A 13,018-nucleotide genomic window follows, 5' to 3' on the forward strand; every position below is an offset into this window, starting at 1 on the left:
GGTCCGGCACGGCGCGGTCAACGGGGTCTCTCCGCCGGCGCAGAACGCTCCGCTCCCCTCAGCATCATCGCCGACACGTGTTCAAGCGCCTTCTGCCAGGCTGCACTTGCCTCGGGCGTGTATCCCGTTCCAAGCGTCTGCGCCAGCATCTGCAGCAATGCCAGTCTCACCGTGTTGTAGTGTTCCTTCGTGGTGCCGTAGGCCACATGGCGGCGTCCCAGCCCTTCCATCATCAACGACAGCCGGGCTGGAGAGTCGAGGGAACTGATGATGAAATTGAGCGCGTCCATCAACTTGCGGCCCTGTAATTCGATGCTCGTATGAAACATGCCCCGCAATGAGGGATCCCGGTCGAACAGGATCTGGTAGAACAACAGGGCCGCAATGGTTCCCTGCGACTGCACCTGTGCGAACGTCCGGCGCAGCACCGCGATCTCGTGCGGCGTCAGCCGATCGGCTGCGGCTGGATTCCCGTGCAGGCTCATGCTCATTCACAAAACGATAGTTTCGGGCCGGGCCTTCGCCCTATGCGACTTTGGTCGTATCCGCCTCAATTTCTCGAGTTGCGAAAACGGCGGATCAGGCCACATTGCAGCGCTTCCAAATGAGACGTTCTGGTTCTGCCGTTATCCTCGCCACGCATGCGATCCCTGCACTTGTCCTCTCCGCTGGCCTTAGCGCGGCCGCTGCTGACGATATCGGCCTGGCGCCTTTGCGGGCGGCGGTTTCCAATCTGTTTGGGGAAGGAATCCGAGTGGCACAGGTTGAGGCGCCGTTTGGGAATGCTCTGCCTCCGCCATTCCAGGTGAATCCCGCCGTGGTTGGGCAGCCAGCATCCAAGTTCAAGTATTTTACTGGGCCGCCCACCGAGGAGGCTGCGGAGTCATCGAGCGCATTCCCAAATGCGTTCGGCCAGAGCTCGGGACATGCGCACGCCGTGGCGGGTTACTTCTATGGTCCGCTCATCGGCATCAGCACCAACGTGGCGAACGTGGACAACTACGAAGCTACGTATTTTTTTGAGACGCTCGTTGTGGGACTGGATGCAATTGACAGCAAAATTGTGAATCAGACCTTTGTCGTGCCGGGTTCCGCGGAGGAACAACGGGCGTGGGATTCCCGATACGATGACTACGCGGCGATTCACAACACGCTGTTTATTTCCGGGATCGGCAATGGCGGGCCCATTTATGCGCCCGCGTCCAGCTACAACGGAATTGGCGCGGGGGCGATCGGCGGGGCATCCAGCGTGGGACCTGCCTTTGACGGCAGAGCGAAGCCGGATCTGGTCGCGCCAGCGCAGGTGACCAGCTATTCCACTCCGCGCGTCGCGGGGGCGGCAACGCTGCTGTTGCAGGCTGCTTTGCGCGGCGACGGCGGTGACACAAACCGGGCTGCCGACAGCAGGACTTTGAAGGCGCTTCTCATGAATGGCGCTGTGAAGCCGAACGGATGGACAGCTCTTTCACCTTCTCCGTTGGACCGCAGGCATGGTGCCGGCGTGTTAAACGTTTTCAATTCGTACATGCAGCTTGAGGGCGGACGCCACACATTCGTGGAAAGTCGTCCAGTGAACATCCTCCCCGTGCCAATCGCCTCCAGCACATCGCTTTCATCGTTGCGCGGATGGGACTTGAACGGCATCACAAACAGCACGGCCTCCGATCAGGTGAATCACTATTATTTCGAAGTTCCCTCCGGCGCTGCGACGCATTCCGGAACGGCGACTCTCGTCTGGCACCGCCAACAGGGCCAGACGAACATCAACAATCTTGACCTCGCCCTTTATTCGATGGATTCGGGCGCGTTAGTGGCCTCGAGCACGAGTGTCGTCGACAATGTCGAGCATGTGTTCGTCCCCGCGCTGCCCGCAGGCCGCTACGATTTGCAGGTGATCAAGAGGGACGGTTTGGCCGTGAGCGAGACCGAGACCTATGCTGTTGCGTTCGAGTTTGTTCGCCTCCTGGTGTCGTTGAAAGCCAACTCCCAGGGTGTCAGCCTCACATGGCCGGATTATCCATCCGGCTATGTACTCCAATCAGCGGCGAACGTGGGAGGAACCTGGACCAATGTTGGCAGCGCTGCCACTCTCCACGATCGAACCTATCGCCTGGACCTGCCTGCGTCCGAAGCATCGCGGTTTTTCCGGCTGATCCGTTAATGCAGCTGGTGCTCCGCGTCAGCTGTTTCTCCCGTCAGGATTTCCGCCAGGGCATAGAGCGTATCATCCATGACCTTCTCCTCATGCAACGACTGCATCAACAGGTCCGACTCTTCGGTCCTTCCGAGCAGCCGTGCGAGGCTGACTACGGACGTGTAGCAAGCGACCTCGTGAGACTCGGCTGCGAGAAGCGATCCGATCAACGCCGCGTCCAAGAGGTCCGTGTCCATGCCCGAGTCGATGCAGTCCGCCGCTTCGGCGAGGATTCCAAGCATGGCCTTCGATTCGGCGAAAGGGTGCGGATGCAAGGCAGCCGCGACTGCCTCCAGCCGCCGGACATGTTCCCGCGTTTTGACGATATGCCGTTGAAGGGCTTTCTTGAGTTCAATCGCGCCGGCGCCCTGTTCGAGGCGTGGGAGAACCGACTGCTGCTGGAGTTCAGCATCGAGGAGGCGCGCGATCTGGTCGCCGTATAAATCTTCCAACAACTTCGCTCTCACGGAACATTCCCCCTTCGCAGTAATCATTTTTTGTGTCTTTCATCCTTACTCTGGTTCTATGTGAGTTTGGGATACCCGGGTGAGGCTTTCTATGGGGTTAACCTTGGCATAGGTGGGGGCGTAAACACCTGCCGCGACCACAGCCAACGGGCTCATTGATGCCGCCGCCGGGGAAGCTATGCACCCCAATGCACCCCAGCCTTCGTCGCGCTACGTTGGAACATGAAAGACATTCAAACGCAGAAAGCCACCTTCAGCATCCCCTCGATCATCGCACTGGTCGCCGCCATCTTCAGTTTCGCCACGGGAGCGTTCTGGGGATTCATGCTCGCAATGATCGCGATGCTCTTTGGCGTCATCGGCGTGTTGCTGGCCTTTTCAAAAAATGTCAGGGGAGGAGTTCTCAGTGTATTCGCGCTGGTAGCGGGGGGCGTGGGTTTGCTGGCGGCAATAATAAAAGGGATTGCATGGGTTATGTAACTGCCGGCCAACATGCTCAAGGCGTTGCTGATCGCGGGTTCAGTCGTGGTGCTTCTCGGCACCGTCCTGCCGCTGTTTCGGACGGACGCCTGGTGGGTGCGGGTGTTTGACTTCTCTCATCTGCAGATCGCAATCCTCGGGCTTCTGCTCGCGATTGCACTCGTGTTTTCTCGCGGCATGTTTCCTCCAACCTTCGGGTGGACCCTGCTCGCCGTGGCCGGCTTGTGCGTGGCGGCGAACTTCTGCTGGATTTTTCCATACACCCGCCTCGCTTCAAAACAGGTGCTCCCGGCGAAGGGAAATCAGGAAATGGTTTCGGTGCTCGCGGCAAACGTTCTCCAGGGGAATCGCAATGCAAAAACTCTCCTCGACATCATCCGCGAAACGAATCCAGACCTGATCCTCATCACAGAGGCAGACGAGCGGTGGACGAGAGAGCTGCAGTCCCTGACGAACGAATATCGGCATACCCTGCTGCATCCACTGGAGAATACTTATGGAATCAGCCTGTATTCGCGATTACCGCTGGTGAATCCGGAGGTGCGTTTCCTGACGGACCGCGGCGTACCGTCCATACGAACGGGCGTTCGATGCGGCGGCCAGGAGGTTCTCTTCTACGGGGTGCATCCAAGGCCGCCGGGACGACCTGCGGAAAATGATCATGAGCCGATGGATAGCACGCAGCGGGATGCCGAGTTGGTGCTCGTCGCGAAGGAGATTCAGAAGGTCAAAGGCCCCGTGATCGTTGCTGGAGACTTCAATGACGTGGCATGGTCGCATACGAGCCGCATGTTCCGTCGAATCAGCCGGCTGCTCGATCCGCGTGTGGGCCGCGGATTCTTCAATACCTATCATGCCCGCATTCCGATACTGCGATTTCCGTTGGATCATCTCTTCCACTCCGATGACTTCACGCTGGTGAAGATCGAGCGCTTGAAGAAGATCGGTTCGGATCACTTTCCGATCCTTGCCGTCCTGCGCCTGGAACCCGGCGCGGCCGCTGAACAGGAAGCTCCGCCGAAGAAGCCGTCCGACGAACGGGAGGCGGTTGAATCCGTTCAGAGAAACCGCGAACACGAGGCAGAGGACGGGGCAGCGGTGGCAAAGCATTAAGACGGGCGCACCCGAAATGGACAACGGATGCGCCCGCCCCCCAACATGATCGCCACAACCAGAGCGATCAGATCTTTTTCAACAGCCAGCCATCAGAACTGGTAAATGAAGTTCAGGGCCAGCGACACGGCGTTCCGGTCGGTTGGATCAACCTTGCCTCCAAACGGACGGTCACCCGACAGTGCAGTATCCCAGCGCACTTCGGCGCGGCTGATGACATTCTTCCAAAGGGCGTAGTCCAGAGTTCCGGTGAGTGACAGGAGCTCGTTCTTTTCGCCGTCCGAGGTCATGTAACCGAAGGTTCCGTTGCTGCCCCACGCATAATCAGCACGGGTATTCAGTTTCATCTTCTCGGTGATCTGCCAGCTCAGGTACAAGGCCGCTGCTTCGGCATAGGATTCTTCAAACAGATATCCATGCGTGTAATCATATGCGAAACCGAGACTGAGGCCCGAGACCGGCAATGGAATGGCGCCGCCGACATAAAAGTTCCCCTGGCTCCATCGTCCGTCCGGGTTCGGAATGCCCGAGACATTGTTGAATCCATTGGTTCCGCCCGCTGGCACGGCGTCGCCATAGGTGTAGCCCGCCGACAATGTGGCGCCACTCATCGCACCAAAGCTTCCGGGCGCCGTGAACGTCAGGATACCGAGGTAGGCTTTGCGCGATTCAATGGAGGACTTCGCGTCGGCCTGATTGTTGAAGCCGGCGATGTTGCCGACGCCCACCATGGCGCTGAACATGTCGTTGAACTTGTAACTCGCCGAGATGCCGGTGTGCGCGGAGGATTCAATATAGAACCCGTAAGAACGGCTCCAGTTCGGGTTCTTGTAAGTATCGAACGCTTCGTAACCGTTGTAGGTTCCGAACTGGCCGACCTTGAAATCAATGCCGTTGCCGACGGGCGCGCGCAGCAGGATGACCGCTTCGTTCATCGCGAGGTCGCCCCCGGAACCAATGATCGATCGGGTCCCGCGCTTTGTCGCCCAGGGGCCGAGCAGCATCTGCACATTGTAGCCCGCGGACCATTCACCTTCATCGAGCGGCTTGGTGAGCGTAAGGCTGACAACATTGAGATTGAAGCCATCCTGCGTATCGGCTCCGTCATAGACGCGGCCAGGCATGTTTGCGTTGCCAGTTCCCACCTTCCAAACGGCGGAGGTATCGATGTAACCGCTCAGGGTGGTGGAGGATACGGCGGTCAAAAGCGAGGGTGTTTCGAGCTCTGCGGCCTGCGCAACTGCTGGGAGGGTGATCAGACCGGCGCCTAAGAGGACCTGCGTCCATTTACTTATGTTCATAGTTTGTTTGTTATAGGTTTTGGTTTTGAGACGGGCGCCCATTTGCGCACCGCGTTCGGTTCACGCCCCGCCAAGCAGAATCGATGCCTCCCCCAATTCGTGTTGCATAACGAAGGTCCAATCAGAATCGCCGCGATGGAAAATGTTCTGCCTCGCACGCACACGAATTTCAAAACGGTGAAGGCGTGAATTGCCCGCGCTGCGCCGTGTCGCCGTGGGCATTTCGCAAACTCGATCGGCCGCCAATCTGAATTCGACGCGTGACTGTTGTGGCGAAAATCCCGGGTCCGACGGAACACCGTTCCCCGCGCGCTTCAGTGCTGCACGGAATCAGCACCCGCTGTTGAGTAATGCGCGCACTGTGCAAATCGATACTCACGATTCAGATGAATCGTTTTCGTCACAGGCGCATTCCTTGTGGAAATCATGAAATTGGTCCGTGGCATATCGGGTGCTAAAGGGGAATCGCTTGCGCTGCCATCATTGGGTGATGGCAATTCGCTGACGCGAATGATGCCGTCGCATCGGTGCAGCTCAGAACTAAACCCGAAGAAATCGCACTCAATCCAATGAAGCTCTCACTGCTGAAAAAATCCCTGCTTGCCGCTATTGCCGCCGGCGTTTCGCTTGGTGTCCAGGCGGCTGACGTCGTCAAAGTCGGTGTGCTGCATTCCCTCAGCGGCACCATGGCCATCAGCGAAACCTCGCTGAAGGACGTGTTGCTGTTTTCGTTCGACGAGATCAATAAAAGCGGCGGTGTCAAAGTCGCCGGGAAGAATTACCTGATCGAACCCGTGGTCGTGGATCCAGCCTCCAACTGGCCGCTCTTTGCAGAGAAGGCGGAGCAGTTGCTCGTCAAGGACAAGGTTTCGGTCGTGTTCGGCTGCTGGACCTCGGTCAGCCGCAAATCGGTCCTGCCGGTGTTCGAGCGCAACAACGGCCTGCTCTTCTACCCCGTGCAGTACGAGGGCGAGGAGTTGTCGAAGAATATTTTCTACACGGCCGAAGCGGTGAATCAACAGGCGATCCCCGCGGTCGATTACATGCTCGCGGAAGGAAAGAAGAAGTTTTACCTGCTTGGCTCCGACTACGTTTATCCCCGCACCACCAACAAGATCCTGAAGCAGTATCTCAAGATGAAGGGGATTCCTGATTCGGACATCATTGAGATCTACACTCCCTTCGGCCACACGGACTACCAGACGATCGTGGCGGAAATCAAAAAGTTTGCTGCCTCCGGAAACGCCTGCGTCATCAGCACTCTCAACGGCGACACGAATGTTCCGTATTTTAAAGAGTACGCCAACGCGGGGCTGACATCGGAAAATTGCCCTGTGGTTTCCTTCTCGATTTCCGAGGATGAATTCCGCGGCCTGCCCGCGAAGGAGCTCGTCGGCCAGCTGGGTTGCTGGACTTATTTCATGTCCTTGAAGAATCCCGAGAACGACGCGTTCGTGAAGAGCTTCCAGGCCTGGCTGCAGGATCCGAAAGTCACCGGCGTTGATTACCAGGTTACGGGCGTCGATCCGAAAGGCCGCGTCACATGCAGCCCCATGAACCTGTCCCGCATCGGCGTGAACCTGTGGAAGCAGGCTGTGGAAAAGGCGGGCACCTTTGAAGTGGATGCCGTGCGCAAGGCGCTGGTCGGCCAGAAGTTCAAAGGTCCTGCGGGAGAAGTGACGATGCAGGAGAACCATCACCTCGTGAACAATGTTTACATCGGCGAGACGATGGCGAGCGGCCAGTTCAAGGTCATCAAGACCTATACTGGCGTGGCCGCCGAGCCTTTCAGCGAAAAATTTCTGAAATAGTTCCTCCAGGATCAGTTCAGAATTCAAGGAGGCGGGCGTCACTGCCCGCCTCCCCTTTGCGGAAACCCAACAACCAACAACCACGTGAATCGCATTTATTGTGTCCTGGCGCTTTGTTGCCTCGTGCTGGCCGCCGATGCGGCGGATTCGACTGCACCCACGAATCGTTTTCGATCAGTTCTCACCCAGGCCGCCATCAGCCAGGATGCCGCCGAGCAGATCGCGCTGATTCGGGAGTTGGTCGGCGCCGATGACGGCCTGATTTCCCGTGCCCTGGCCGCATGGCGCGTCGGCGAGCTCTTTCTTCATCACCCCACAAACGGATCTCCTGCGCCTATCCTATTGGATTCAAAACTCGATGCCGAAGGCCGCGCGCGGGGGATCGATGTCAGCACAGGTGAATTCATTGTTGATGCCGCCGGCAAACCGGTCCTGTTTCTGCAAGGTGATCTCACCGCAATCGACAACAGCTCGCGCCTGCGCCGCGCCATCAAGACCACGCTCGATCTGTACGCGGTCAACAATCCGCAGCCAAAAATGCGAAGAGACGCTGTGATCAAGCTCGGCCAGGAACAGAACGCAGAGTATCTCCCGCACTTTCAAAATCGGATCGCGATTGAGAACGACGCGGAGGTGAGAAAGCTTTTGAAGGAAGCGATCGCACTCACTCTGATGGCGTCGACCGATACGAACGTGCAGATCGCCGCTGTGACCCAGTTGGGCGAAATGCGATCGATCAACGGGCTCGAATTCCTCAAGAACCTGCAAAAGACTTTCGCAGGGAAGTCCTCGGGCCATCCCGAAACGCTGGTGCACGCGGTTCGCCTCTCCATTGCGCAAATTGAAAATTACCTCTGGTGGGGAAACCTGTTCGGCACGGCGTTCCGCGGGTTTAGCCTTGCGGCAGTTTTGCTGGTCGCGGCGCTGGGCCTTGCGATCACCTTTGGGCTCATGGGCGTGATCAACATGGCGCATGGCGAAGTCATGGCGATTGGCGCCTACACCGCCTACTTCGTTCAGGGAATCTTTGGGACAGGTCTGCTGTTTTCGCTGTTTGGGAAGCAGATGTCGGTCGGCGGTTTTGGGCTCACTGGCTACGCTTTTGATTCGTACTTCATCGTGGCTCTGCTCGCATCGTTTGTGACGGCCGCACTCGCCGGGCTCGCACTCGAACGCGGCGTCATCCGATTCCTTTACAAGCGTCCCCTGGAATCATTGCTCGCCACGTGGGGCGTCAGCCTGGTGCTGCAGCAGATTCTCCGGCACACGTTCGGCGCCGCGAACGTTCAGGTGAACTCGCCATCGTGGCTGACCGGAAGTTATGTCCTGCACGACGTCCTGTTCGCCTTCAACAGGCTCTTTGTGATCGGCTTTGCAGTATTCATCGTGTTCTGCACCTACCTGCTGCTGACACGAACATCGCTTGGGTTGCAGATCCGCGCCGTGATGCAGAATCGCACCATGGCCTCCTGCATGGGAGTCCGCACAGATCGCGTGAACATGATGACCTTCATGCTGGGTTCAGGTCTCGCAGGCATGGCGGGTGCGTGCATGTCGCAGATCGCGAATGTGGGTCCCAGCCTCGGACAGAGCTATATCATTGATTGCTTCATGATTGTGGTTCTCGGTGGCGTTGGAAACATCGTGGGCACCGTGTCGGCATCGCTTGGCGTCGGGGTTACCGACCAGATTCTGCAGCCCTGGCTCGGCGCGGTCCTCGGGAAGATCACCGTGCTGGCTGCGATCATCCTGTTCCTGCAATGGAGGCCGAACGGGATTTTCGTCACCCGCAGCCGCAGCCTTGATGGATGAAGGCTTAATCCCGCTATATCGAAATGCTCTCCACCTGTTTCAAACTACGCGAGCTCTGGATCATTGGCATCCTGTCGTTCGTCGCCCTGGTTCTCCTGCCTTGTCTGAATGCATTTGTGCCCGCGACGAGCGCGCTGCACGTGAGTTCGTTTACACTCAGCCTTTACGGAAAGTACCTGACCTATGCTGTATTGGCGCTCGGCGTGAACCTGCTGTGGGGTTACACGGGAATCCTGAGCCTTGGGCAATGCCTTTTCTTCGCCCTGGGCGGCTATGCGCTCGGCATGTATCTCATGCTCAAGATCGGCAACCTCGGCCAATACAAGGCCGCCATTCCCGATTTCATGGTGTTCCTCGAATTCGCAACCAAGTATCCCGAATCCGGCGGATTGCCTCCGCATTGGATTCCCTTCAAACAGTTCTGGTTTGCAGCGGCAATGGTGATCGTTGTGCCCGCAACAGTGGCGTACATCTTTGGCTTCCTGGCATTTCGATCGCGAATCAAGGGAGTGTATTTTTCGATCCTAAGCCAGGCCCTCACCTACGCGGCCTGCCTGATGTTCTTTCGCAATGACTTCACCTTTGGTGGCAACAACGGCCTGACCGACTTCAAGTTCATCCTCGGTTACGACGTCAACGCGCCCGGAACGAAGCGCGCGTTGTACATGTGTTCGGCTGCGCTGTTGCTCGGAGTTTATCTCTTCTGCCGATGGCTGACTTCGACAAAGTTCGGATTGATTCAGCGTGCCATCCGCGATTCGGAGAACCGCGTTCTTTTCTCGGGATACGCGACTGCAAACTTCAAGCTCTTCGTCTTTGTCGCGGCAGCCGTGATAGCGGGGCTCGGGGGGGCTTTGTTCGTGCCGCAGGTTGGCATCATCAACCCAAGCGAAATGTCTCCGGAAAAATCCCTGGAGGCCGTTGTGTGGGTGGCCGTGGGCGGCCGCGGCAGCATGCTCGGCCCCATCATCGGCGCGGTTGGCATCAACGCCTTGAAGAGCTACGCCACCCATGCGTTTGCCGAGCAATGGCCGTACATCCTCGGCTTGCTCTTCATCTTCGTGACATTGTTCATGCCGAAGGGAATCATTGGATTGCCCGCACAGTTCCGTGAACTGAAGCGCCGTTATTGGAATCGCGGCCGAACCGAACCCGATCGCGGAGGAGGAGCGCAGCGCCTCCCGGCAGGCACTGAACCCGGCCAGGATTCTCAAAGCCTGCTGCCAGCAAAACATCCCATCCAGCCATGAAAGCAGTCTCCAAGGATTTTGTTTTATCGCTGGAAGACGTCAGCAAAACCTTCGATGGCTTCAAGGCGATCTCGAAGTTGAATTTCTACATGGATGAGGGCGAGCTGCGGGTGATCATCGGGCCGAACGGGGCAGGGAAGAGCACGATGCTCGACCTGATTACGGGCCGCACAAAACCGGATCGCGGCAAGATCGAGTTCGGGCGCGACACTGACCTGACGCGATTGAACGAATATCAGATCAACCGCCTTGGCATCGGGCGCAAGTTCCAGACGCCCTCGGTTTACGTGGACCACACGGTGCTCGAGAACATCTGGCTTTCACTCGAAGGGACCCGCACCGTCTGGAGCACGCTATTCGCGCGAATCACAGCCGCGCAGCGGGAACGGATTCAGAATGTGCTGGAGACCGTGGGGCTTTCTGAAAAGGCCAGTGTCAAAGCGGGCCTCTTAAGCCACGGGCAAAAGCAATGGCTCGAAATTGGCATGTTGCTCGCGCAGAACCCCAGGCTCCTGTTGGTGGATGAACCGGCCGCCGGGATGACCGATGAGGAGACACACAAGACCGGCGAGTTGCTGATGAGCCTGGAGGGGAAGCACAGCATCGTGGTGATTGAGCATGACATGACGTTTGTTCGCCAGATTGCCCGCAAGGTCACGGTGCTGCACCAGGGAAGCGTGTTGTGCGAGGGAAGCGTTGACGAGGTTCAGAACAACGAACGAGTGATCGAGGTTTATCTCGGAAGAAAAAAGAAGAACTGAACAGGCTTCATGCTGACGATTTCCAACATTCACGTTTCCTACGATGGTTCCCGAATTCTTCGCGACGTGAGCCTCACTGTGGCGCCGGGACAGGTCGTGTGCCTGATGGGACGGAACGGCGTGGGGAAGACCACCACGCTCAAGGCCATTGTCGGAACAGTGAAATGCGACTCGGGGTCCGTGAGGATCGGCGGCACCGAGCTGGCGCGCCTGAAGCCAGACCAGCGCGCGCGGCATGGGCTCGGATACGTGCCGCAGGGGCGCGATATATTCCCGAACATGACTGTCTGGGAGAATCTGCGGATTGGCGCGGTGGCGCAGGGAAAGAAACTGAACGGCGAACTGGATCGCGTGTATCAGTTGTTTCCCGTGCTGAAGGACATGCTGCAGCGAAAGGGCGGTGTGCTCAGCGGAGGCCAGCAGCAGCAGCTGGCAATCGGCCGCGCGCTGCTGACCAATCCCAAAGTGCTCCTGCTCGACGAACCGACCGAAGGAATCCAGCCGAACATCATCGACCAGATTGGCGACACGATCAAAGTCCTGCGCGACGAAGGCTTGCATGGCGGAGAACGCCGGGATTATTCCCAGGAAGTCACCAACGCCATCAAGGCTCTTCGGAAGGAAGGCCAGATTGGCATCCTGCTGGTGGAACAGTACCTCGATTTCTGCCTCGATGTCGGCGATCACTTTTTCATCATGGATCGTGGCGCGGTTGTGGCGCAGGGTCCGATCCGGGACTTGAACGATGACATGGTTCGCGCACACCTCACCGTTTGACGCATTTCGTTTCGCGCGGCCGCGATGTAACGTTGGCGCAGCTCGTGGCAACGAAAACTCCGCCGGCAAAGGCGCATTGGATTCGCAGCAACGGCTTCATCCTCGGACTCGCGGGTGCGGTCGCGTTGGCGTTTTTCTTTCCTGAGCCGGGCGCGCGCGGCGGCTGGCTGAATCCCGGCCTTCTGAATAATGGCGGGATCGCACTGATCCTCTTCCTGCAGGGCCTTTCACTGGCATTTGAGCAGGTGCGCAGCGGGGCGGGGAACTGGCGGCTCCACTTGGTGATTCAGTCCTTCACCTTCATCGTCTTTCCGCTCGCAGGCCTTCTGCTCGATGCGATCACGGCTGTGGCGTGGCCGGCGGAGCCCGCTGCCATTCGCGCGGGATTTCTGTACCTGTGCCTCCTGCCTTCCACGGTTTCGACTTCCGTAGTGCTCACAGCCGTCGCACGCGGCAATACTGCCGGAGCCCTCTTCAATGCTGCCGCGTCGAACATTCTCGGGGTCTTCCTCACACCCATCCTGGTGCAGTTGCTGATGCACCAGTCAGGACAATCAGCACCGCTCGCGCCGCTGCTGCTCAAGATCATGATGCTGACGCTCGTGCCATTCTTCTCTGGCATGTTGCTGCGCCCGCACATGCGCGGATTCATCGAAAAGAACAAAGCCTGGGTGGCGCGCATCAGCAACACTGTCATTCTCTTCATCGTTTACACGGCGTTCTGCGATTCTGTTCATGAGCGGATCTGGGAACGTCATGGCTGGTTGATGACCGCGCAGGTGTTGATCGCAGTGGCGTTGTTGTTCGGCTTCATTTCGGCCCTCGTGTACGTGACGTGCCGCGCGCTGAAGATGAACCGCGAGGATCTGATCGCGGCGTATTTTTGTTCCGTGAAGAAGACGCTGGCGATGGGCGTGCCGCTCGCAATGCTGATTTTTGGAACACGCGAGGATTTGTCGCTGATCCTGCTGCCAATCATGTTGTACCATCCGCTGCAATTGTTCGCCAACGGGTTGCTCGCGAATCGATGGGCAAGGCAGACCTGAAGCCGG

12 protein-coding genes are annotated in these 13,018 nt (G+C 58.0%); 9 read left to right on the forward strand and 3 right to left on the reverse strand.

What is annotated here, in order from left to right; genetic code table 11:
• Positions 1–17: 17 nt before the first annotated feature.
• Positions 18–491: a globin domain-containing protein gene (locus VEH04_01975; GenBank protein ID HYG21520.1), complete on the reverse strand. Its 474-nt coding sequence runs from the start codon at positions 489–491 to the stop codon at positions 18–20.
• 113 nt (positions 492–604) lie between these two features.
• Between VEH04_01975 and VEH04_01980 the strand changes: the two genes are divergently transcribed.
• Positions 605–2,161: a S8 family serine peptidase gene (locus tag VEH04_01980; protein ID HYG21521.1), complete on the forward strand. Its 1,557-nt coding sequence runs from the start codon at positions 605–607 to the stop codon at positions 2,159–2,161.
• Here VEH04_01980 and VEH04_01985 read toward each other — a convergent pair.
• Complete coding sequence (locus VEH04_01985; protein ID HYG21522.1) at positions 2,158–2,661, reverse strand: DUF892 family protein; 504 nt, start codon at positions 2,659–2,661, stop codon at positions 2,158–2,160. The two genes, VEH04_01980 and VEH04_01985, sit on opposite strands and share 4 nt — an antisense overlap.
• Before the next feature lie 222 nt (positions 2,662–2,883).
• Here VEH04_01985 and VEH04_01990 point away from each other — a divergent pair, with 222 nt between their 5' ends.
• Positions 2,884–3,141 (forward strand): hypothetical protein, encoded by a 258-nt coding sequence (locus tag VEH04_01990; protein HYG21523.1) that lies wholly within the window; start codon positions 2,884–2,886, stop codon positions 3,139–3,141.
• A gap of 12 nt (positions 3,142–3,153) precedes the next feature.
• Complete coding sequence (locus VEH04_01995; GenBank protein ID HYG21524.1) at positions 3,154–4,254, forward strand: endonuclease/exonuclease/phosphatase family protein; 1,101 nt, start codon at positions 3,154–3,156, stop codon at positions 4,252–4,254.
• A gap of 92 nt (positions 4,255–4,346) precedes the next feature.
• Here the strand turns inward: VEH04_01995 and VEH04_02000 are convergent, their stop codons facing one another.
• Complete coding sequence (locus tag VEH04_02000; GenBank protein ID HYG21525.1) at positions 4,347–5,555, reverse strand: outer membrane beta-barrel protein; 1,209 nt, start codon at positions 5,553–5,555, stop codon at positions 4,347–4,349.
• A 569-nt stretch (positions 5,556–6,124) separates the two neighbouring features.
• On the opposite strand from VEH04_02000, the gene urtA reads away from it, so the two are divergent.
• From urtA to VEH04_02030, 6 genes are all read left to right on the forward strand, one after another.
• Entirely contained in the window at positions 6,125–7,366 is a 1,242-nt protein-coding gene (gene urtA, locus VEH04_02005) for an urea ABC transporter substrate-binding protein (protein ID HYG21526.1), read from the forward strand.
• Between the two features lie 84 nt (positions 7,367–7,450).
• A complete protein-coding gene (urtB, locus tag VEH04_02010) occupies positions 7,451–9,178 on the forward strand; it encodes an urea ABC transporter permease subunit UrtB (protein HYG21527.1) in 1,728 nt (575 codons plus the stop codon).
• Between the two features lie 23 nt (positions 9,179–9,201).
• A complete protein-coding gene (gene urtC, locus VEH04_02015) occupies positions 9,202–10,428 on the forward strand; it encodes an urea ABC transporter permease subunit UrtC (protein ID HYG21528.1) in 1,227 nt (408 codons plus the stop codon).
• Positions 10,425–11,189, forward strand: a complete 765-nt coding sequence (gene urtD / locus VEH04_02020) for an urea ABC transporter ATP-binding protein UrtD (protein HYG21529.1) — start codon at positions 10,425–10,427, stop codon at positions 11,187–11,189. Before urtC ends, urtD begins: the two co-directional genes overlap by 4 nt.
• Positions 11,190–11,198: 9 nt before the next feature.
• Positions 11,199–11,966, forward strand: coding sequence for an ABC transporter ATP-binding protein (locus tag VEH04_02025; protein ID HYG21530.1), 768 nt, complete (start codon positions 11,199–11,201; stop codon positions 11,964–11,966).
• A gap of 44 nt (positions 11,967–12,010) precedes the next feature.
• Positions 12,011–13,012 carry a bile acid:sodium symporter family protein gene (locus VEH04_02030; protein HYG21531.1) on the forward strand — a complete coding sequence of 334 codons (1,002 nt, stop codon included), beginning with the start codon at positions 12,011–12,013 and terminating at the stop codon, positions 13,010–13,012.
• Positions 13,013–13,018 lie beyond the last annotated feature (6 nt).

The organism is Verrucomicrobiia bacterium (assembly GCA_035629175.1).
GTDB lineage: Bacteria > Verrucomicrobiota > Verrucomicrobiia > Limisphaerales > DASXHY01 > DASXHY01.

Bases quoted from the DNA above. Each gene is read 5' to 3' on its own strand.
- VEH04_01975 (HYG21520.1), bottom strand. From the start codon at position 491: ATGAGCATGAGCCTGCACGGGAATCCAGCCGCAGCCGATCGGCTGACG.
- VEH04_01980 (HYG21521.1), top strand. From the start codon at position 605: ATGAGACGTTCTGGTTCTGCCGTTATCCTCGCCACGCATGCGATCCCT.
- VEH04_01990 (HYG21523.1), top strand. From the start codon at position 2,884: ATGAAAGACATTCAAACGCAGAAAGCCACCTTCAGCATCCCCTCGATC.
- VEH04_01995 (HYG21524.1), top strand. From the start codon at position 3,154: ATGCTCAAGGCGTTGCTGATCGCGGGTTCAGTCGTGGTGCTTCTCGGC.
- VEH04_02000 (HYG21525.1), bottom strand. From the start codon at position 5,555: ATGAACATAAGTAAATGGACGCAGGTCCTCTTAGGCGCCGGTCTGATC.
- urtA (HYG21526.1), top strand. From the start codon at position 6,125: ATGAAGCTCTCACTGCTGAAAAAATCCCTGCTTGCCGCTATTGCCGCC.
- urtC (HYG21528.1), top strand. From the start codon at position 9,202: ATGCTCTCCACCTGTTTCAAACTACGCGAGCTCTGGATCATTGGCATC.
- urtD (HYG21529.1), top strand. From the start codon at position 10,425: ATGAAAGCAGTCTCCAAGGATTTTGTTTTATCGCTGGAAGACGTCAGC.
- VEH04_02025 (HYG21530.1), top strand. From the start codon at position 11,199: ATGCTGACGATTTCCAACATTCACGTTTCCTACGATGGTTCCCGAATT.